This window comes from Pseudogemmobacter hezensis (assembly GCF_013155295.1).
GTDB classification, from domain to species: domain Bacteria; phylum Pseudomonadota; class Alphaproteobacteria; order Rhodobacterales; family Rhodobacteraceae; genus Pseudogemmobacter; species Pseudogemmobacter hezensis.
The window spans coordinates 165,664-185,609 of sequence record NZ_JABJXT010000007.1 but is presented as its reverse complement, the minus strand read 5'-3'; the positions used below and the strand labels follow the sequence as shown (position 1 = coordinate 185,609).

Here is a 19,946-nt window from a genome sequence, read left to right as displayed (position 1 = left end):
CACAGGAAAGCACCCGCCATGACCGACCAACCGATCCGCACTTCGCAAGCCTTCAATATGTTCAGCTATGTCAATTTCGTGGTTGCCGCCGCGATGATGGCGGGCGGCATCTACTTTATGGAGGCCAGCTTCGCCGCGAAGGGGTTTTACGCAATGGCGGCGCTGATGCTGGTCAGTTCGACCGTCGGCGTGACCAAGGCGCTGCGCGACAAGGAAGAGTCTGAGCGTGTCTATAACAAGCTGGAAGAGGCCCGGACCGAGCGCCTGCTGGCCGAGGTTTCCGCCAGCACCCGCGCCGCCTGATCCAGAGATCACATTGTAAAACGGCGCGGCAGATCACTCTGCCGCGCCGTTTTTATTCCGCGAAAAAGGGATCAGCCCTTTTTCAGCACCCGGTTGCCCAGGGTCTCGGCGATCTGCACCGCATTCAGGGCCGCGCCTTTGCGCAGATTGTCCGACACACACCACAGGGTGATGCCGTTATCCACGGTCGGATCCTGGCGCACGCGGCTGATATAGGTCGCATATTCGCCCACCGATTCGATGGGGGTGACATAGCCGCCCGGCTCGCGCTTATCGACCAGCATGATGCCGGGGGCTTCACGCAGGATGTCCTGGGCTTCCTGCCAGTCCAGCGGCTCTTCGAACTCGATATTGATCGCTTCCGAATGGCCGACAAAGACCGGAACCCGCACGCAGGTTGCGTTCAGTTTGATCTTCGGGTCGAGGATCTTCTTGGTCTCAGCGACCATTTTCCACTCTTCCTTGGTCGAGCCATCGTCCAGGAAAACGTCGATATGCGGGATCACGTTGAAGGCGATCTGCTTGGTGAATTTCTTCGGCGGCACTTCGGTGACCGGGTTGTAGACCGCTTTGGTCTGCTCCCACAGCTCATCCATGCCCTCTTTGCCCGCGCCCGACACAGACTGATAGGTCGAGACGACAACGCGCTTGATCTTCGCGCGGTCATGCAGGGGCTTGAGCGCCACAACCATCTGCGCGGTCGAGCAATTGGGGTTGGCGATGATGTTTTTCTTCGCATAGCCCAGGATCGCATCGGCATTCACCTCTGGCACGATCAGCGGCACATCCGGGTCATAGCGGTAAAGGGACGAGTTATCGATCACCACGCAGCCCGCGGCCGCAGCCTTCGGAGCGTAGATTTTCGTCGCATCCGAGCCGACGGCGAAAAGCGCCATATCCCAGCCGGTGAAATCGAAAGTGTCCAGATCCTTGGTCTTCAGGGTCTTGTCGCCAAAGCTGACCTCAGTGCCCAGCGATTTGCGCGATGCCAGAACGGCAATCTCGTCCACCGGGAACTCGCGTTCAGCGAGGATATTCAGCATTTCGCGGCCCACGTTGCCCGTGGCTCCCACGACGACGACCTTATAGCCCATCGGGGTTCTCCTGTTACCCAGACCCTGCAAATCGCGCAGGGAAAGCCTATCCCCCGGATCATCCGGGGACGAGGCCCCTTAGCCGATCAAAAGCCCTGGGTAAAGCGGCTTCGCGGTCATGGATCAATCCGGGGGGTGCCCCGGTCGCGCCTTTCGGCATCAGGAAGGGGCGGTGGCAGAGGCCGCGCATATTGCAACCCTGACATGGTTTGCAGACCAGGGGCACAAATCCCCTACTTGCATTCATCCGCCAGATCGGTCGGGATGTGGCCAGGTTTCAACATGAGGTCGTCATGCGACTGCACATTTTTCGCCCCCGCCCAAACAACTGCTCTTTGCCGTTTCCACCCGCCTTTCGGGCGCTGTCGCTGACGCTCTTGCTGGGGGCTGCGGCGGGAATGACAGCGGGGACAGCCTTCGCCAATGACGGCTTTGGCGGTCTGACCGCCACCGGGCTGCAATTCAGCGTCACCGACAGCGTGTCCATGGTCAAAGAGGATCTGCGTATCAGCCCGGACCGGATCAGCGTCGATTACGTCTTTCGCAACATCACCGCAGAGGATGTCACCGGCGAGGTGATCTTCCCCCTGCCCCCGATCGAGATGGAGCCGGCCTGGATCGGCATGCTCAACCTGCCCGACCCGGTGCCCGAAGATGTGGTCGGCTTCAGCGCAACCGTCGATGGCAAATCCGTCCCGGTCAGTATCGACCGCATCGCCGTTCTGGCCGAACCATGGGACGAAGACGCCCCTCTTTCGTTGCAATATCAATCCCCTGGCCGAGATGTCACCGCGGATCTGAAAGCGCTTGGCATCCCGCTTGGCTTTGATTTCGACGCGATGGTGGCGGCGCTGCGCGACCTTGATCCCGCACAGCGCGCCCGCGCCGTCGAGGCGGGTCTGGCCTATTGGCAGGATATCAACCAGCCCGACAGCGAGGTCTGGCCCGCCTGGTCGGTCGTGTTGCGTTATCACTGGACGCAGACCTTCCCCGCCGGGGCCGAGGTGAAGATCAGCCATGACTATGCCAATCTCCCGCCCGCCTCGGTCTTTGCCTGGAGCACGCCGGAAAACCTCGGGTATCACGACGAGCTGATCAAGGCTTACTGCATCGATGCAGGCACTTCGGCGGCGATCACCAAATCGCTGAGCCATAATGGCAAAAAGAAACCCGACGAGGCCTATGGCAGCGCCTGGTATATCAGCTATGTGCTGCGCACCGCGAACAGCTGGGCCGGACCAATCGGTGAGTTCCGCCTGACGCTTGACAAGGGCGAGGCGGAAAACGTGATCTCGCTATGTGCCGATGGGGTGAAGAAGACCGGGCCAACCACCTTCACCATCGAGCGCAGCAACTACACCCCCGACAAGGATCTTGAGATCCTGCTGGTGGTGCCGAACGGGCTTTGATCCGGGCGGCTCTCCCCTTCGGCCGCGGGCGGATCAACCCTCCCGCGGCGTCCATGCTTTGCCGAAAAGCGCCATGTTGCGGGCCACAATGCGTGTGAACACCTCTTCGGACCAGATCTCGGTCATCCGCCCGCCCGGGGCCTGCAAAAGCGAGATACCCAGACCCGCGCGACCGCCTTCGGGGGCAAAGCCCATCCAGTCAAGAATCGTTGGATAGAGGTCAAACATCCCCCCCGTCTGGGAAATCTGCTGCCCAGCCCCTGTACCACCGATCAGGATCACCAGATTGGCCTCTTGCTGCGCGGTCGGCAGGCGGGCACTCGCGTGATTGAGGTGGTCGGATTGCAAGATGATGCGCAGATCGCCCTCACGCCCCGAAAGACGGTATTCCTCTTGCAGATCAGCGATCAGATCACGGGTCTGCACCGCAAGACAACGCGCTGAAAGCGCGACATCGTCGGTGCGGATGGCCTTGCCATCTGCCGTGCATGACGATGACAGGAAGCTGGGCACCCCATGCGGGCCGATCGTGGCCACGGTCATATAGAAAGGCGCAGGCTGCGCCAGATGTGCCGCAAATTGCTGCCGGGCCGCGTCATAGACCACCTTATCCTCGGTAAAGGCGTCAAAGGTGACATCGGCGATGGCCTCTTTGCCATAGATCCCGATCAGCTCTTCCTGGGCTATGGCTTTGGAATAGCCATGGCTGAGCCAGAAGTCGGCGGTCGTGGCAAAAGCCCCCGGGGCCCCCATGACAAAGCTTTGGTCGTAGCCGCTATCAAACAACAGATCCCCCAGGCAGATCAGACCGGGCAGAATGGGCCAAATGGGAACCGGGCCATCCGCCGGACCTTCAGGAGCGGAGGGTGGTGGGTTCTTAATGACCTGCCACAAACCCTTTACCCCGCCCTCGGGCAAAAGCGGCACCCCGCATTGCGATGCAACCATCCCCGCAATCGTCCAGCCCGTGCCCGCCGTTTCGCGTATATCGGTAAAGCTGAGGCCCGTCTTTTCCAGATCACGCAGAATACGCGCCGTCTCAGCGTCAATCGCGGGATCAAGGAAGCGCCTGTCCAGCCCCTCAAGATAGATGTGCACCACATCCGGGCGATGCGCCGGCGGGGTGACCACAGCATCCTGAACCAGATCCATCAGCACCACGTCAGGCACATCCATCATGCGGTCGCGCAGCAGGAACAAGAGCACCGGATTGCTGCCCAAAAGGAACAGCCCGATCACAAGCGGCATACGGCGGAAACTGTGATATGAGGTCAGCGCCCAGCCCGCGATCAGCAGGCACAACAGAATGGCCCCGGTCAGAACAATCTCTTTCCTGACCATGCCCAGATCCATACCCGACATGCCTGCCTGGTGATGGAAGGCGACCGAGATCATGTCGACGCGGCCAAAAGTGTGCAAAATCACCGCGAAAGGCCAGGCAATCAGCGCCATGATCAGCGCGAAAGCAAAGCCAAACCCCGGCCGCCGCCAGCCTTTTCCCATCCTCAGCCACAGCCCGCCCAGCAATGTCACCGCCAGCAGGGGCACCGTTTTACTCAGCGGGATCCAGGGCGACAGCAGAATCCAAAGCGCCGTGGCGGCAGCAAGCACCAACAGCAACGGCGCGAGAAACGGGCTTTTACGCAAGGAATCAATCACAGACACAAGCGGCTCCACAAAGCGAGAGAATTGTCCGGGCAAGGACAGAGTAGCGGCAAATCAAGGGTGCCCAGGGCCCGGCAATAGCCAGCGGTCGGGGCCAATTTGTGACCGAAAACAGATCACTATCCGCGAAATCCGCCACAATGCAGCGATTTCCACCATATTCTTCGATTTCCGAAACAATCGCGCAGGCCCGGTCCCGGCGCAGGCCACCGCCCCTCTAAGCGGTGAAGCGCATGAAAAATGCGGCAATGTCGCCATTGCCGCATCTGTCGGGATTACCCCGGTTTTACATGGCAGGCCTAAGCCTGATTGCCTCACACCGTGTGCAGATAGAGGTCGAAATCCACCTCAGACACGGTGCGCATCACGCGGCCATATTCGGCGGCCTTGATCGCGGTGAAGGTGCGGTGCATGTCCTCACCCAGTGCCCATTTCAGGAAGTCTGAGCGTTTTGCCGCCTCGATGGCTGTGCGCCAGTCGCTGGGGATCGCGCTTGCGCCTGCGTCCTCATAGCCGTTCCCGGTGGTCTCGGGGCCCGGGTCAATGCGGTTTTGCATGCCGTGGCGGATCCCGGCCAGCACGGTCGCGCCGACCAGATAGGGGCTGGCGTCAACCCCTGCGGGGCGATGCTCGATCCGCCGGGCGCGAATGTCACCTGCCGGGATGCGCAGCGCGACCGAGCGGTTGTTCACCCCCCAGGTCGGCGAGACCGGCGCATAGGATTGCGAGGCAAAGCGCCGCCAGGAATTGGCATGGGGCGCGAAGACCAGCATCGATTCCGCCATCGTCTCTTTCAGCCCGCCAAGCGCGTGGCGGATCGCCTGGTTCCACTGGCCCTCGACCTCTTCGCGGAAAACATTCTTCCCATCCGCATCCTGCATCGAGACGTGGAAATGCATCCCCGAGCCGGCGTAATCCTCATTCGGTTTGGCCATAAAACAGGCCGTCACACCATGCGCACGGGCCTGGGCGCGAACGATCCGCTTCAGCCGCACCACATCATCGGCGGCCTGCAGCACGTTTTCGCGGTAATGCAGCGTCAGCTCATATTGGCCTGGCGCATATTCCGAGATCATCGTCTCGGCATTAATGCCCGCCGCCTTTGCGCCCGCGTAGATATCGGAAAACAACGGAAGCATGCCGTGCAGATGGTCGACCGAATAAACCTCGGTCTTGCGACTGCTGCGCCCGTCCAGCACGTCACGCGCGGGCTGCATCTTGCCATATTGGTCGCGGTTGTTGTCGAGCAGGAAGAACTCCAGCTCAAACGCGCCTGCCGGATAAAGGCCTTCGGCGGCCAGCGCCTCAACCTGGGCCGCCAGAGCATGACGCGGGTCCGAGGTCATGGGTGCCCCTTCCAGCGTATACATCGACATAAAGACCTCGCCCCGGGCTGGATTGGTGCCATGTAGCGGCACCAGCGTGCCCGGGATCGGCCAGGCCCGCAGATCGCCATCGCCCTGATCCCAGATCAGCCCGGTCTCATGCACATCCTCGCCGCAGATATCGAGGCCCAGGATCGAGATCGGCAGGTGGCGGCCCGATTTATAAAGCCCCTCCAGCTCGTGGCGGCGGATGATCTTGCCGCGCCCGATGCCGTTCGCGTCATGCAAGATGATGTCGAAGGCCTCGATTTCGGGATGGGCGGCCAGGAAGGCTTCGGCCTCGGCCAGGGTCGAGCCGGAGGGGCTGATCTCAGTCATGTCAGTCAACTTTCAAAGCAGGAAACAGCTGCGCCAGAACATCGGTGAAATTGGCGATCAGGTGGTCGATCTGCCGATTGGTGGTCACCGGGCTGACCAGCATCATATTGTGGAAGGGCGCGATCAGGCTGCCACGGTTCAGCAGCCCCAGATGCACCGCCGCCTCGACGCTGTGGTGATGCGCAAGCCCCGCCTCGGTGCCGTTTTTTAGGGGCCTCGGGGCGCAGATGAACTCGACCCGGGCACCCACGCGGGCGACATGCCAGGGGGCACCCGCCTTACGGATCGCCTTTGAAAGACCCCGGGACAGCCGCTCGGCCCCCTTTTCCATCTTCGCATAGGCCCCCGCGGTCATTACCTCAGAGAGGTTGGCGACCAGGCAGGCGAATTGCATCGGATTGGCGGAAAGCGTGGTGCCCATGCCGGAATGGCCCGGCGCACGGGCGGCATTCGCGGCCTCATAACGGCGGGCGATATCCTCGCCCATGCCCCAGACGGCGGTGGGCATGCCGCCCGCCACGCATTTGCCGACGATGAACATATCGGGCGACAACCCATGCACGCCCGTATAGCCGCCCAGCCCCGAGGACAGCGTATGCGTCTCGTCGATCATCAGCAGCGCATCATATTTGGTGGCCAGCCTGCGCAGCCCTTCGTGAAAGCCGGGCGCAGGCAGCACCATGCAGGAATTGGTCATCACCGGCTCTGTCAGGATCGCGGCGATATCGCCCTTGGCCAGGGCCGCCTCGACCGCCGTCAGGTCGTTGAACTCCACCGCCACCGCGCCGGGCGTCAGATCGGTGAACTGGCCCAAAAGCCCCTGGCGGTTTTGCGTGACGCCATTCACCAGCTCGACCATCACATCATCGACGGTCCCGTGATAGCAGCCGTTGAACACCAGGATCTTTGGCCGCCCCGTCACCGCCCGCGCCACTTTGATCGCAAAGCGGTTGGCATCGGTTGCGGTGGTGGCGATCTGCCAGCGCATCTCGCCAAAGCGTTTTGTCAGCAGCCGCCCCGCCTCGGCCACGGCATCCGAGGGCAGCATATAGGTCAGCCCGCGCGTGGCCTGGGCGCGGATCGCCTTTGCCACGGGGGCGGGCGAGTGGCCAAACATCGAGCCGGTATCGCCCAGGCAGAAATCGTCGATCTTATGGCCGTCAATATCCTGGATCACCGCGCCACGCGCCTTTGCGATCACCGCCAGATGCGGCATCGGCCAGTCGGTCATCCAGTGCATCGGCACGCCGGACAGATAATGCGCCGCCGCCTCGCCCATCCGCGCCTTTGATTTCGGATGCGCCTTTGCATAGGCCTTTGCCTCGCGCCGGGCAAAACGCTGCAAGAGCGCGGTTTCAACCCCGGCGACCACCTGCGCAGGGGTGCTTTTCGCGGGTTTTGCTTTGGCCATGCAGAGCCCTCCTGATCCGGCGATGTTTATCACGCCGAATTTGATCAAAAATCAAGAGGTGTGAAAGCACTCAGCCTCAGTCTATGCCCAGTCGCCCTCAAAATCCTTCGGCACCAGCACATGATCGCGGCTGATCCGGGCCAGATCACGCTCGCCGCACAGGGCCATGGCGATGTCCAGCTCGTCGCGGATCACCTCCAGCGCCTTTGTGACGCCCGCCTCGCCCATCGCGCCCAGACCATAAAGCCAGGGCCGCCCGATCATCGCCGCATCCGCGCCAAGCGCCCGCGCCTTCAGCACGTCCTGACCCGAGCGGATGCCGCTGTCGATATAGATCTCGGCCCGCTTTTTGCCGTCCGGCCCGGTCAGCGCCCGCACGATGCCAGGCAGCATGCGGATCGAGGAAAGCGCCCCATCCTGCTGCCGCCCGCCATGGTTCGAAACCACAATCGCATCGGCGCCGACATCCAGCGCCATCCGCGCATCATCTGCGTCAAGAATGCCTTTCAGCACGAATTTCCCCTGCCACTGATCGCGGATCCGGCGCACCATATCCCAGGTCAGGCGCGGCTCGAACTGCTCCCAGGTCCAGGCATTCAGGCTGGCCAGATCGGTCACGCCCTTCACATGGCCCATGACATTGCGGAAGGTGCGCCGCTTTGTGCGCGCCATCGCCAGGCACCAGGCGGGCCGCGTCATCATATTGAGGATATTGGGCAAAGTCAGCCGTGGCGGCGCGGAAAGCCCGTTCTTGATATCCTTGTGACGCTGGCCGATCACCTGCAGATCCAGCGTCACCACCAGCGCGGGGCAGCCCGCCGCTTTGGCCCGGGCGATCAGGCGATCCACGAAATCCTCATCGCGCATCACGTATAGCTGGAACCAGAACGGGCCGACGCCCGCCTCGGCCAGATCCTCGATCGAGCAGATCGACATCGTCGACAGCGTGAAAGGCACGCCGAATTTCTTTGCAGCCCTTGCGCCCAGGATCTCGCCATCCGCCCATTGCATCCCCGCCGACCCGGTGGGCGAGATCGCCAGCGGCATCGTCACCTGCTGGCCCAGCATCTGACCGCCTAAGCGTCGGTCGGACAGATCCCGCGCCACCAGCTGACGCAGGCGGATCTGCGTGAAGTCTGCCGCGTTTTCCCGGAAGGTCTGCTCGGTATAGCTGCCGCTTTCACAATAGTCCCAGAACATGCGCGGCACGCGGGCCTGATGGCGCTGGCGAAGGTCTTCGATACAGGTGATGATCGGCATGGGGTGCTCTCTCACAGGTGGGGCCAAGGCGGATCCTGGGCGGATCCTGGACGGATCACGGGCGGATCGCGCCAAAGGGGAAATCAGGCCGCTTTAATCTGCCTTAGCCCTGCAGGCGGGCAGCCTCAAGCATCGGCAGCAGCCTGCAGCGCCGCCGCCGCAATCAGCGCGGGAATGCGGGGGTCCAGCCCCAGCGGCGGCAGGATGGTGCCCAAAAATCCGGCAGTCGCCAGGGCCTCGGGCAGGTCAGAGACCACATGCCCGCCCGACATGGCGAAAAACGGCAGGCAAATCGCCTTTGGCCCCCATCCCTGCACCGCTGACAGAAGCGGCGGCTCTTCGATAAAGGCGGCCTCGACGCGCCGCGCCTTTGTGCCCGCAGCGATCAGCGCGACCACCTCACGCGCCACCTGCGCCGGGGCATCTGAGCGGCCCGAGCCATGGGCGGCCAGCAAGACCTCATCCGCGCCGCTTTCGCGCGCCAGTGTCACCGCCAGCGCCTGCAGGGCGGGCATAACGCCCATCGGTTCCATCATCTGCCATCCTGTCACCCCCGCCCGCGCCAGCCGACCGGGCAGCGCGACCTGGGTGAACCAGCCCCGGGCCATGAATACCGGAAAGACAAGGCCAGGATCCTCTGTCTGCCCGGCGGCGGCCTCTTGCGCAGCAAAGCGTTCCAGCGCGTCGGCCTCGGCCAGCGTCGCCGAATGCACCTGCCAGCCCGGCAAATGCCCGGCAATCCGCGCCGCCAGCCCCCGCAGCTCTGCCGCAGCGGGCAGCGGATCAGAGGGCTGGCCATGCGCCACGATCAGCAGCTTGCGGATCATCGTCATCCCGTCGCGCGAAAGAACCCAAGGCGCGGCATCAGAAATGCGCCCGCACCGCATCCGCCACCAGGGCGGCGATCACCGGGGCGGCCCCGGCCTCATAATGGATGCCGTCGATATCCGAGACCGCTACCTTGCCGCCCAGATCCACGAAGGGCAGGCCATTGCGCATCGCCATCGCCCCCAGCTCGGCCCCGAGGTGCTGCGATTTCGCCGCGCCCCCCGCGAAGATCCCGGCCAGCGGCCCGACCTCACGGATCGGCGGCGGCGCGATGATCAGGACACCAGGGGCACCCCCCATCGGGCCCGCGCCCGAGGCCCGGATCACCCGCACCAGCCTCTCGATCGCGCAGGCAATATCGGCGGCATTGACAGAGAAACGGTGCTTCAGATCATTGGTGCCCAGCATCAGCGCCACCACATCCAGAGGGCGATGGCTTTCGAGGATGGCGGGCAGAATGGTCAGGCCGTTGCGATGCGGCCCCTCGATCGGGTCATCATGCACGGTGGTGCGGCCGGGATGGCCCTCGGGGATCACCTGCCAGTCGCTGAGATCTTCGGCCAGCAGACTGGTCCAGCGGTGGCGCGGTGCAAAGCGCCCCATCGCGCCGGGTTCAGACATCGGCATGGTGCCATGGGTGTTGGAATCGCCGTAAAGCAGCAGAGATTTCGTCATCGCCTTACCTTATTACTGGGCCTGTTCAACGGGGCTGACCGCTGGGTTTCGTCACCGGGCCTGCGGATCGTAGATCACCTTTCCATCCGCCGCCAGCACCGGCGTTGCGGGCTGATGCGGCAAAATCCGCCCCACTTCCACCGCCGGGCGGCACAGCGCCGTGCCGAGGGGCGTGACCACAAAGGGGCGCTCGACCAGGATCGGATGCTCGATCATGGCGGCGATAATCGTCTCTGGCGGAACCTCTGGCCCGGTCAGGCCCAGCATAGCCGCAGGCGTGCCTTTGACGCGCAAAGCCTGAGCCGCTGTCAGCCCCGCCGCCGCGAACAGCTGGCGCAAGAGCGGCGCGTTCCATCCGGCCTTCAGATAGTCGACCACCTCGGGCGCCTCGCCCGCCGCGCGCAGGATCGCCAGCACATTGCGCGAGGTGCCGCAGGCGGGATTGTGATAAATCGTGCTCATCGGGGGTGCCCTATGGAATGACTTCAAAGCGATCCACGTCGATCATGCCGTGATCGGTGATTTTCAGATGCGGGATCACCGGCAGCGCCAGGAAAGCCAGCTGCAGGAACGGCTCTTCCAGCACGACGCCCAGGCTGCGCGCCGCCGCCCGCAGCGCGATCAGGTTTTCGCGCACTGTTTCAAAGGGTTCAAGGCTCATCAGCCCGGCCAGCGACAGCGCCAGTTCAGCCAGGATTTTCCCGCCCTCAACCACGACAAAGCCGCCCTCGATCTGGGTCAGGCGGTTCGCGGCCAGCGCCATATCGCCGTAATCCACCCCCACCACCGCGATATTGTGATGGTCATGGCAGACGGTCGAGGCAATCGCCCCGCGCTGCAGCCCAAAGCCCTGCACAAAGCCGGTGGCGCGGTTGCCGTTCCTGCCATGACGTTCAATCACCGCGATTTTCACGAGGTCACGGGCCAGGTCGGGGCGCTTGTCGCCATCCTCGGGGGCAATGTCGAAGGTCAGATGTTCGGTGATGATCTTGCCGGGCAGAATGCCGATCACCGGGGTCTGGGCGCGGTTGCCCCCGGTGCGAAAATCCGCCGCGCTGACCTTGGGCGCTTTGACCGATTGGCGGGCGATGGGCGGGATGATCTGCCGGGCAGCAAAGGCCGCAGCAGTCAGCTCGCGCCCGGCGGTGAAGACGCGGCTGACATGGCAGCCCGCAAGCGTGTCGATCACCGCAATATCGGCGCGTTTGCCCGGCGCGATCAGCCCGCGATCCTTCAGACCGAAGGCCTCGGCCGCCGACAGGGATGCCGCGCGGTAGACCGCCAGCGGCGGGCAGCCCAGCCCGATTGCGGTGCGGATCATGTAATCCAGATGCCCATGTTCCGCGATATCCAGCGGGTTGCGGTCATCGGTGCAAAGGCAAAGGTAAGGCGAGTGCCGCTCGGTCAGAATCTCTGCCAGCGCCGCCAGATCCTTCGAGACCGAGCCCTCACGGATCAGCACCCGCATCCCCTTGCGCAGCTTTTCCAGCGCCTCGGCGGCGGTGGTTGCCTCATGCTCGGTGCGGATCCCGGCAGCGATATAGCCGTTCAGATCGGCCCCGCGCAAAAGCGGCGCATGGCCGTCGATATGGCGGCCCTGGAATGCCGCCAGCTTGGCCATAGAACCCGGGTCTTTCATCAAAACGCCGGGGAAATTCATGAACTCGGCCAGGCCAATCACCCTGGGGTGATCCATCAGCGGCACCAGATCGGCGGCCTCAAGCCTTGCGCCTGCCGTCTCCATATGGGTCGAGGGCACGCAGGACGAAAGCTGCACCCGGATATCCATCAGCGTCTCAGCCGAGGCGTCCAGGAAATAGCGGATGCCGTCAATGCCGCAGACATTGGCAATCTCATGCGGGTCGCAGATCGCGGTCGTCACCCCATGCGGGCCAACGCAGCGGTCAAATTCAAAGGGGGTGACCAGCGAGCTTTCGATATGCAGATGGGTGTCGATAAAGCCCGGCACCATGATCTGCCCCTGCAGATCAATCTCGCGCTGGCCGTGATAGGTACCGAAAGTGCCGACGATCATATCGCCGCAGATCGCCACATCGCTTTCGACCAGTTCGCCGGTGATCAGGTCAAGAAAGCGCCCGCCTTTCAGAACCAGATCGGCCGGGGCAATGCCCCGCCCCTGGTCGATACGCTGCGCGAGTTTTGCGACGCCTTCGCGGCGGGCGTCACTTTGGTCGTTCGTTACCGGCATCGGGCACCTCCTGCCCGCACATAGTTACCCTTTGTGCGGGCAGGCACCAGGCATTCGTCACGTAAAGCCGCGATCAGCCAGCGTTAAAATCGTAGCCAGAGATGGCTTTGGGCTCGAGGAACTCTTCCAGCCCCCAGATCCCGCCTTCCCGCGCCCGGCCCGATTGCTTTACGCCGCCAAAGAACACGCCCGCGCCGCGCGATTTGCCGTTCATCTCAATCATGCCGGCGACCAGGGCGCGGCCAAGGCGATTCGCACGGGTCTGGTCCTCGGTCTGGACGTAGTTGGTCAGACCATAGGGGGTGTCATTGGCGATGCGCAGCGCCTCTTCCTCGGTGTCGAAGGGGATGATCGAGAGGACCGGGCCGAAGATCTCTTCGCGCTCGATGGTCATGCCGGGTTTCACATCGGCGAAAACCGTGGGTTTCACGTAAAAGCCGCGATTGAAGCCCTCGGGCAGATCGGGGCCGCCCGCAACCAGACGGCCCCCCTCTTCGATCCCTTTGCGGATATAGGTCTGGATGATGTCCCACTGCCGCTTGTTCACCACCGGGCCGATGTGATCGCCCGGCTGATCGGCGGGGCCGACCTTAATCGCATTGGCCAGATCTGCCGCCTCTGCCACCACGCGGTCATAGACCGAACGCTCGACCAGCAGACGCGAGGGCGCGTTGCAGCTTTGCCCGGTGTTTTCCATCATCCGCGCCACCGACCAGCGCACTGCATCGGGCCGCGCATCGGCAAACAAAAGGTTCGCGCCCTTGCCGCCCAGCTCCAGCGTGACCCGTTTCAGCGTTTCGGCGGCTGCCTTCGAGATCGCCCGCCCGGCCCTGGTCGAGCCGGTGAAGGAAATCATCTCGACATCCGGATGGGTCGACAACTGGCTGCCGACGCCCGCGCCATCACCATTCACCAGGTTGAACACCCCCGCCGGGATCCCCGCATCATGACAGAACTCGGCAAACATCATCGCATCAAGCGGGGCCTCTTCTGAAGGCTTCAGCACACAGGTGCAGCCCGCCAGCATCGCCGGAATCGCCTTCAGCGCGATCTGATTGACCGGCCAGTTCCAGGGGGTGATCAGACCGACAACGCCGATCGGCTCCAGCGCGATGGCGGCACCCGGCGCGTGATCGCCCAGCGGGCGGATCCATTCGATATGCTCGAAAGCCCGCAGGAAGTTGGTGGTGTGCCAGGGCAGACAGGGGGCCTGCTCGGCCAGGGCGAAATCAATCGGCGCCCCCATTTCCATAGCAATGGCTTCGGCAAACTCCTGTTTGCGGGCCTCATACTGATCGAGGATCTTTGCCACCAGCCGCGCCCGCTCGGCGGGGGGGGTTGCCCGCCAGCCCGGCAGCGCCGCCTTTGCCGCCGCAACCGCCGCGTCGGTATCGGCCTGATCGCCCAGAGAGATCACCGCGCAGGGCTCTTCATTCGAGGGGTTGATCACCTGGCAATCACGCGGCTTTGCCGGGGCCACCCAGGCACCGTTGATATAGAATTCACGTTTGGCAAGCATAAGAGACTCCGATCCGCAGCGGGAATTTGATCAAACTTAATGCCAGCCACCCCGCCGCTGCAAGGGATCTGATCGCCAAAAGGGAATACTGACGCCAAAGCATATCGGGAAAGATGAAAACTTATCCCTTCGATCCACGGCTGTCAGGAAGATGGTTCTAATTTGCATCGGGCAGCGCGACAGGGGGTGAAATTTTCTCCCATCAGGCGTAAATCAGGCGAAGGAATTTCCTGAGGAGTCCATCCATGTCTGTCCGTATCAATGACATCGCCCCCGATTTCACCGCCGACACCACGGCAGGGGTCATCAACTTTCACGAATGGCTGGGTGACAGCTATGGCCTGATCTTCAGCCATCCGCGCGATTTCACCCCCGTTTGCACCACCGAATTCGCAGCCGTCGCCCGGCTGATCCCGGAATGGCAAAAACGCGGCATCAAGGTGATCGGCCTTTCCGTTGATGGCAAAGCCGACCACGAAAAGTGGAAACGCGATATCGAGGCCTTCGGCGGCGCCCCCGCTGATTTCCCGATCATCGACGATACCAGCCTCGCGGTCTCGAAAGCCTATGACCTCTTGCCCGCCGATTACTACATCCCGACCGAGGGCCGCACGCCCGCCCATACCGCCACCGTGCGCGCGGTCTATTTCATCGGGCCGGACAAGAAAGTCCGCTTCACGATTTACTACCCGATGTCGGTCGGCCGCAACTTCGCCGAGATCCTGCGCGCCGTTGACGCCGTTCTGCTGACCGATGGCAAGCCGCTGGCGACCCCGGCTGACTGGATCCCCGGTCAGGATGTGATCGTGGCGCTCAGCCTGAACAACGAACAGGCCGCCGAGAAATATGGCGAGCTGGACATCAAACTGCCCTACCTGCGTTTCGCAAAACAGCCGGGCTAAGACACGCCCCGCCTGCCGAAAGCGACAGGCAAAAATGACAAAGGGGAGGCACGCTGCCTCCCCTTTTCAATTTGATTTAACGGCTGAACGATCTGCGCAAGGCCCTGGCCTGGCCGCTCTCAGTTCGGATAGATAAAGCCGTTGATCGGATAGCTGGATTTGCCCATCTCGCCGGCAACACGCTCGACCTTGACAGAGGTCCAGTCATTTTTCGGCGAGATATCAACCACTTTCATATCCAGCTGGACCTTGTTCTTGATCCAGTTCGCATGGTTGATGCGGATCTCACGCTCGGAAACCACCTCGGACACCACCGCGATATGGCCGCGCGACATCTTGCGCGTTGCTGCAAAGGCCATCACAGCGCCGGGCCGGGGCTGATTGCCGCGCTCATAATTGCCCGCCGCCGAATTCCACCAGGTTTTTGCATCGCCGCGCAGCGCCACACCGCTGGCCGTACGCGCGAAAGGCACACACCAGACCCGCTGCCCTTTGGCACGCTTCTGGCTGGCTTCCAGCAGAGCCATCTGCTGACGCTCAGAATCAATACCGCCGAAAATCGAGGAGTTTGCTGCCTCGGGGGCCAGATCGCGGCCCATACAGGCGCTGAGGGTCAAAACAGCGCAAAGCAATCCCATGCGCTTCAAAAGCGTTTTCGCAGCGGTCGAAGTCATCGTTTTCCGTTCCGAGTGTCGTATTTTCTGCCCAATTCCGGTTTTCACCGGCCCGGTCTTTGCCGGGGTTGTGGGGCCTGATCACCCGGATTCGAATTTGAATCAAGTTTATGTTTCGGGATGTTTCGGAAACTGGCAGGATTTTGCCAGTTTCCGTGATCGACGGCGGGGCATTGCCTGCCCGCCATCAACCCGGCCCAAAAGCACGCTTAACGAAAGCGCAGATTGTCGCGGCTCAGCTCAGAGATGTTTTTGGCGCCCATCAGCCGCATATCGCGCAAAAGCTCGGCCTTCAGCTGGCCAAGCGCACGCTCGATCCCGGGCTGGCCCGCCGCGGCCAGCGCATAAAGATAGAAGCGCCCCAGCCCCACCGCTTTTGCGCCCAAAGACAGCGCCTTCAGCACATGGGTGCCGCGCCGGATGCCGCCATCGATGATCACATCCAGCCGGTCGCCGACGGCCTGCACGATCTCATCCAGCTGATCAAACCCGGTGCGCGAGCCATCCAGCTGCCGCCCGCCGTGGTTCGACAAAACGATCCCCGAGCAGCCGATATCCGCCGCGCGACGCGCATCCTCGGTGCTCATGATGCCTTTCAGGCAGAATTCGCCGCCCCATTCCTCTTTCAGCGCCGCCACATCACCCCAGCTCATCGAGGGGTCCAGCATCTCGGTGAAATAGCGCCCGATGGTCAGGCTGTCGCCCTTCATGTCGATATGCTGATCCAGCTGCGGCAGGCTGAATTTCTCATGGGTGACGTAGTTGATGCCCCAGGCGGGCTTGATCGCAAACTGGAACATGCCGCCCAGCGTCAGCCGGAAGGGGATGGAAAATCCGGTGCGCAGATCGCGCTCGCGGTTGCCGCCGGTGATGCTGTCAACGGTCAGCATCATCACATTGATCCCGGCCTCTTTGGCCGATTGCATCATCGCGCGGTTCAGACCCCGGTCCTTGTGGAAATAGAACTGGTAAACCTGCGGATTCTTGTGCTTTTTCGCCAGCTCAGCCATCGAGACCGTGCCCAGGGACGAGCAGCCGAACATCGTGCCATAGGCCTCGGCGGCGGCGGCGGTGGCACGCTCGCCCTGGTGGTGGAACAGGCGCTGCAGCGCGGTCGGCGACAGATAGACCGGCAGCGCCAGCTTTTGCCCCATGACCGTGGTCGAGAGGTCGATCTCTTCCACGCCGCGCAGCACATTTGGCACCAGATCCACGCTTTCAAAGGCCGCAGTATTGCGCCGCAGCGTCACCTCATCATCCGCGCCACCGTCGATATAGTTGAAGATCGGGCTCGGCAGGCGCCGCTTTGCAAGACGGCGGAAGTCGTGGAAATTGTGGCAATCACTGAGGCGCATGAGCGGATCCGGCTGAGACGGTTGATCGGTGTCTGACAGGATCTGCGCCCCTGCGGGTGTCGCTTTGGCGCGAACAGCTGTCGCGCGCAGCTTGTGCAGAGCCTGGCGCGAAATTCAAGTCATCCAGGGCACCTTTGCCATTCCTGCCCGCGCCTGAACCCGGCCCGGCCCGCGGCTTTTCCCGGCACATTTGGCGCCGCTATATGAGCCGGTGACGGCGCGGCATAATTTAAGAACAGTGTTCATTTTCATTCTTGACCTGAAAGAACCGCCAATGTCATATTAAAGAACGCCGTTAATTAACCATCTGAAAATCGAGAGCGACCCCCGATGCAAGGCCCTGCCCCCGAAAAGTGCGACCAGGAATGAGCCCGCCTCTGCCCGCCAAACCATCCCAGCCCGGCCCGCTGCCCGCATCACTGACCCTGTGGCACAGATTTGGGCTGATGCTGCTAGGCTGGGGCGTGGTCGGCGTCGTCTATACAATCAGCGGATTGCAGGATCCGGCCCGCGCCATCCATCTGGCGCCGGGGGCAATCGACCGCGCGATCCGCTTCGACCCGGATGCGATCTGGGTCTATATGTCGTTTTTCCTGATCGTGCCGCTTGGCTATCTGGCCTCGGCCCCGGCCCGCGCGTTCTGGCTTTGCCGCTCGATGATCCTCTCGGCGATCGGGGCCGGGATCGCCTATGCGCTTTTCCCCACCACGATGAGCTTTCCGCCCGTTACGGGCCAAAGCCTCAGCGAGACCGCGCTGCGTCTGTTGATGGCCAATGATACCACGGTGAATTGTGCGCCCTCGCTGCATGTCACGCTGACCGCGCTGGCGGTGGCGGCGCTGTGGCGCAAAGACGTATCGGGGGGGGTGTCATCAGCGAAAGCATGGCTGTGGAACCGCGCCATTCTGATCTGGGGCGGGCTGATCCTTTTTTCGATCCTGCAGCTTTACCGCCATCAGTTCATTGACCTGGTCACCGGGCTGGCCCTGGCCGGGCTGGCAGGCGGCCTGGCCTGGGTATTCGCCCGTTACCTGCCCCCCTTTGCACGCCGGAAGGCCCTGTCATGACCGCTGTCGCCATTCCAATTCTTCTGATGGTCGTGCTTGTGCTGGCCGAGATGATCGAGCTGAACCGCTCTGGCCGCCAGCAGGTCGACTGGCATGATGTGGTCTTCAACCTGAATTCCGGGCATCTGATGCTCTGGCTGTTTCGCGGGCTGGAGATCGCGGTCTATGCCTTTGTGCTGAGCCATCTCAGCCTGGATCTGGCCGCCTCCTGGCCTGTCTGGCTGGTCTGGCTGGTGGCGATCATCGGCTGGGATTTCTGCTTTTACTGGCTGCACCGGCTGCATCACAAATTCCGCCTGCTCTGGGCGGTGCATGTGGTCCATCACGAGGGCGAGCATTTCAACCTCTCGCTGGCGATCCGCAATTCCTGGTATTCCTCGCTGGCCTCGATCCCGTTCTTTCTGCCGCTGGCGCTGATCGGCGTGCCGCTGCCGGTGTTCATCACCGTCTCGGTGATCCATTACGGCATTCAGATGATGAACCATTCGGCGCTGACCCCGCATCTGGGCTGGCTGGAGCGGGTGCTGGTCACCCCCGCCCATCACCGCATCCACCATGTCGCCGACCGCGCCTATTCCGACAGCAATTATGCGGGCAGTTTCGTGATCTGGGATCATCTCTTCGGCACCTATCGCCCCGACCTGCCTGAGGGCGAGTTCCGCTATGGCGTCAAAGAGCCCACCCCCTCGCGCAATCCGGCCATTGCCAGCAACAGCCCCTTCCTGCGGCTTTTCGCGCCAAAATGGCTGCGGACAAGGCTGCAGGCCCGGCCGAGCACCGCACGGCAGGCGCAGAGGTCCGGGCCTGATTTCGTCAGCTCTGGCCCGGCGATCCTGCTGGCGACGGTGGGGCTTTTCTGCCTCGTCACCGCCTATATCTGGCGCTACGGCTATGACTATCAGGGCGCAGGTCTGACCCAGGCGCTGATCTTCACGCCGCTGGCGATGGGGGCGGTGGCGCTTGGGGCGATCAGCGACGGGCGGGCCTGGGGGCTTTATGCCTGGCCCGGTGCCTGTCTCGCGCTGATGCTGGCGCTGGTGGTGACCGACGCCGGGCCGCTTTGGCTGGCGGGGGCAGCAGGCCTTGGCCTGCATGCTTTGGCGATGGCCCTGGGATGGGGGCGCAAAGCGGTGCCCGCTGCGCCCGCCTGAGGCCAGGTTCCGAACCTTAGACCAACACCTGCAGCGCCTGATCGGTGCCCAGCACCACGCCCGCGCGGCCCGCGACCCATTTCAGCGCCATGTCATGCTCGGCCCGGCTGAAATCGGCCAGGGCATCGGCGATCAGGAAGGGTTCGATATCGCGCTGAAAGGCCTCGGCGGCGGTCGCCATACAGCCGATATGGGCATAGACGCCACAGATCATCAGCTGATCGCGCCCACGCACCCGCATCAGCTGATCCAGGTTCGAGCGCTGGAAGGCCGAATAGCGGTGCTTGACCAGCACAAAATCACCGGACTGCGGCGCAAGTTCGGGGATGATCGCCTGATGGTCGGGATCGGCGCTCATGCCGGGGCCCCAGAGATCGGCCTGCAGGCCACGGTCGCGGCGATCCTGATTGCCCTCTTGCGCGGTGTAGAAAACCGGGATCCCGGCGGCGCGGGCGGCATCTGCCAGCCGCGCGATATTGGCGATTGCGGGCGCGATCGGGCTTTGTCCGGGCGCATAGGGGCGCAGGAAATAGCGCTGCATGTCATGGATCAACAGCGCCGCACGCCGAGGCGCCAGCTGCCAGGGACCGCGTGAGGCGGGCAGCTCTTCCGGGCCGGGCAGCGCATAGGCCGGAACCTGCGGCAGGCCTGCGGGCCTGGCGGCAGACCGGGTGTTCTTCTGATCACTGGGCATGGTCTCTCCTGCCGTCTCAGCGCCGAA

The 19,946-nt window shown here is 62.9% G+C and carries 18 protein-coding genes; 5 read left to right on the top strand and 13 right to left on the bottom strand.

Annotation, left to right across the window (positions count from 1 at the left end):
- Positions 1-18 precede the first annotated feature (18 nt).
- Positions 19-303, top strand: a complete 285-nt coding sequence (locus tag HOY34_RS10105; RefSeq protein ID WP_172362362.1) for a YiaA/YiaB family inner membrane protein — start codon at positions 19-21, stop codon at positions 301-303.
- Between the two features lie 71 nt (positions 304-374).
- Here HOY34_RS10105 and HOY34_RS10100 read toward each other — a convergent pair whose 3' ends face one another.
- Positions 375-1,397: an aspartate-semialdehyde dehydrogenase gene (locus HOY34_RS10100; protein ID WP_172362360.1), complete on the bottom strand. Its 1,023-nt coding sequence runs from the start codon at positions 1,395-1,397 to the stop codon at positions 375-377.
- 293 nt (positions 1,398-1,690) lie between these two features.
- On the opposite strand from HOY34_RS10100, the gene HOY34_RS10095 reads away from it, so the two are divergent.
- Complete coding sequence (locus HOY34_RS10095; RefSeq protein ID WP_172362358.1) at positions 1,691-2,806, top strand: DUF4424 family protein; 1,116 nt, start codon at positions 1,691-1,693, stop codon at positions 2,804-2,806.
- A 33-nt stretch (positions 2,807-2,839) separates the two neighbouring features.
- Here the strand turns inward: HOY34_RS10095 and HOY34_RS22415 are convergent, their stop codons facing one another.
- From HOY34_RS22415 to HOY34_RS10050, 9 genes are all read right to left on the bottom strand, one after another.
- Positions 2,840-4,471: a sulfatase-like hydrolase/transferase gene (locus HOY34_RS22415; RefSeq protein ID WP_172362356.1), complete on the bottom strand. Its 1,632-nt coding sequence runs from the start codon at positions 4,469-4,471 to the stop codon at positions 2,840-2,842.
- 314 nt (positions 4,472-4,785) lie between these two features.
- Positions 4,786-6,174, bottom strand: a complete 1,389-nt coding sequence (locus HOY34_RS10085; RefSeq protein WP_172362354.1) for a glutamine synthetase family protein — start codon at positions 6,172-6,174, stop codon at positions 4,786-4,788.
- Position 6,175: 1 nt separating this feature from the next.
- Positions 6,176-7,585, bottom strand: a complete 1,410-nt coding sequence (locus HOY34_RS10080) for an aspartate aminotransferase family protein (protein ID WP_172362352.1) — start codon at positions 7,583-7,585, stop codon at positions 6,176-6,178.
- 81 nt (positions 7,586-7,666) lie between these two features.
- Positions 7,667-8,845, bottom strand: coding sequence for an alpha-hydroxy acid oxidase (locus tag HOY34_RS10075; RefSeq protein WP_172362350.1), 1,179 nt, complete (start codon positions 8,843-8,845; stop codon positions 7,667-7,669).
- Positions 8,846-8,970: 125 nt separating this feature from the next.
- Positions 8,971-9,672, bottom strand: a complete 702-nt coding sequence (locus HOY34_RS10070) for a sirohydrochlorin chelatase (RefSeq protein WP_172362348.1) — start codon at positions 9,670-9,672, stop codon at positions 8,971-8,973.
- Between the two features lie 37 nt (positions 9,673-9,709).
- Positions 9,710-10,348, bottom strand: a complete 639-nt coding sequence (locus tag HOY34_RS10065; protein WP_172362346.1) for a GDSL-type esterase/lipase family protein — start codon at positions 10,346-10,348, stop codon at positions 9,710-9,712.
- Positions 10,349-10,399: 51 nt separating this feature from the next.
- Positions 10,400-10,810: an arsenate reductase (glutaredoxin) gene (arsC, locus tag HOY34_RS10060; RefSeq protein WP_172362344.1), complete on the bottom strand. Its 411-nt coding sequence runs from the start codon at positions 10,808-10,810 to the stop codon at positions 10,400-10,402.
- A 10-nt stretch (positions 10,811-10,820) separates the two neighbouring features.
- Complete coding sequence (gene ade, locus HOY34_RS10055) at positions 10,821-12,557, bottom strand: adenine deaminase (RefSeq protein ID WP_172362342.1); 1,737 nt, start codon at positions 12,555-12,557, stop codon at positions 10,821-10,823.
- A gap of 73 nt (positions 12,558-12,630) precedes the next feature.
- Positions 12,631-14,076 carry an aldehyde dehydrogenase family protein gene (locus HOY34_RS10050; protein WP_172362340.1) on the bottom strand — a complete coding sequence of 482 codons (1,446 nt, stop codon included), beginning with the start codon at positions 14,074-14,076 and terminating at the stop codon, positions 12,631-12,633.
- A gap of 245 nt (positions 14,077-14,321) precedes the next feature.
- Between HOY34_RS10050 and HOY34_RS10045 the strand changes: the two genes are divergently transcribed.
- Positions 14,322-14,978, top strand: coding sequence for a peroxiredoxin (locus HOY34_RS10045; protein WP_172362338.1), 657 nt, complete (start codon positions 14,322-14,324; stop codon positions 14,976-14,978).
- Positions 14,979-15,097: 119 nt separating this feature from the next.
- Here the strand turns inward: HOY34_RS10045 and HOY34_RS10040 are convergent, their stop codons facing one another.
- Both HOY34_RS10040 and HOY34_RS10035 read right to left on the bottom strand, forming a co-directional pair.
- On the bottom strand, positions 15,098-15,652 hold the full coding sequence (locus tag HOY34_RS10040; protein ID WP_172362336.1) for a CHAP domain-containing protein: 555 nt from the start codon (positions 15,650-15,652) through the stop codon (positions 15,098-15,100).
- 209 nt (positions 15,653-15,861) lie between these two features.
- The gene (locus HOY34_RS10035) at positions 15,862-17,007 is read right to left on the bottom strand and encodes an alpha-hydroxy acid oxidase (RefSeq protein ID WP_172362334.1); all 1,146 of its coding nucleotides are present in this window, start codon (positions 17,005-17,007) and stop codon (positions 15,862-15,864) included.
- Positions 17,008-17,372: 365 nt separating this feature from the next.
- Between HOY34_RS10035 and HOY34_RS10030 the strand changes: the two genes are divergently transcribed.
- Both HOY34_RS10030 and HOY34_RS10025 read left to right on the top strand, forming a co-directional pair.
- On the top strand, positions 17,373-18,074 hold the full coding sequence (locus HOY34_RS10030) for a phosphatase PAP2 family protein (RefSeq protein ID WP_216654707.1): 702 nt from the start codon (positions 17,373-17,375) through the stop codon (positions 18,072-18,074).
- Entirely contained in the window at positions 18,071-19,225 is a 1,155-nt protein-coding gene (locus HOY34_RS10025; protein WP_172362332.1) for a sterol desaturase family protein, read from the top strand. Before HOY34_RS10030 ends, HOY34_RS10025 begins: the two co-directional genes overlap by 4 nt.
- Before the next feature lie 16 nt (positions 19,226-19,241).
- Here the strand turns inward: HOY34_RS10025 and HOY34_RS10020 are convergent, their stop codons facing one another.
- Positions 19,242-19,919, bottom strand: a complete 678-nt coding sequence (locus HOY34_RS10020) for an isochorismatase family protein (protein WP_172362330.1) — start codon at positions 19,917-19,919, stop codon at positions 19,242-19,244.
- Positions 19,920-19,946: the final 27 nt, after the last annotated feature.

Coding starts and splice junctions, on each gene's coding strand:
- HOY34_RS10105 (WP_172362362.1), top strand. CDS start 19: ATGACCGACCAACCGATCCGCACTTCGCAAGCCTTCAATATGTTCAGC.
- HOY34_RS10100 (WP_172362360.1), bottom strand. CDS start 1,397: ATGGGCTATAAGGTCGTCGTCGTGGGAGCCACGGGCAACGTGGGCCGC.
- HOY34_RS10095 (WP_172362358.1), top strand. CDS start 1,691: ATGCGACTGCACATTTTTCGCCCCCGCCCAAACAACTGCTCTTTGCCG.
- HOY34_RS10085 (WP_172362354.1), bottom strand. CDS start 6,174: ATGACTGAGATCAGCCCCTCCGGCTCGACCCTGGCCGAGGCCGAAGCC.
- HOY34_RS10080 (WP_172362352.1), bottom strand. CDS start 7,585: ATGGCCAAAGCAAAACCCGCGAAAAGCACCCCTGCGCAGGTGGTCGCC.
- HOY34_RS10075 (WP_172362350.1), bottom strand. CDS start 8,845: ATGCCGATCATCACCTGTATCGAAGACCTTCGCCAGCGCCATCAGGCC.
- HOY34_RS10070 (WP_172362348.1), bottom strand. CDS start 9,672: ATGATCCGCAAGCTGCTGATCGTGGCGCATGGCCAGCCCTCTGATCCG.
- HOY34_RS10065 (WP_172362346.1), bottom strand. CDS start 10,348: ATGACGAAATCTCTGCTGCTTTACGGCGATTCCAACACCCATGGCACC.
- arsC (WP_172362344.1), bottom strand. CDS start 10,810: ATGAGCACGATTTATCACAATCCCGCCTGCGGCACCTCGCGCAATGTG.
- ade (WP_172362342.1), bottom strand. CDS start 12,557: ATGCCGGTAACGAACGACCAAAGTGACGCCCGCCGCGAAGGCGTCGCA.
- HOY34_RS10050 (WP_172362340.1), bottom strand. CDS start 14,076: ATGCTTGCCAAACGTGAATTCTATATCAACGGTGCCTGGGTGGCCCCG.
- HOY34_RS10045 (WP_172362338.1), top strand. CDS start 14,322: ATGTCTGTCCGTATCAATGACATCGCCCCCGATTTCACCGCCGACACC.
- HOY34_RS10040 (WP_172362336.1), bottom strand. CDS start 15,652: ATGACTTCGACCGCTGCGAAAACGCTTTTGAAGCGCATGGGATTGCTT.
- HOY34_RS10035 (WP_172362334.1), bottom strand. CDS start 17,007: ATGCGCCTCAGTGATTGCCACAATTTCCACGACTTCCGCCGTCTTGCA.
- HOY34_RS10030 (WP_216654707.1), top strand. CDS start 17,373: ATGAGCCCGCCTCTGCCCGCCAAACCATCCCAGCCCGGCCCGCTGCCC.
- HOY34_RS10025 (WP_172362332.1), top strand. CDS start 18,071: ATGACCGCTGTCGCCATTCCAATTCTTCTGATGGTCGTGCTTGTGCTG.
- HOY34_RS10020 (WP_172362330.1), bottom strand. CDS start 19,919: ATGCCCAGTGATCAGAAGAACACCCGGTCTGCCGCCAGGCCCGCAGGC.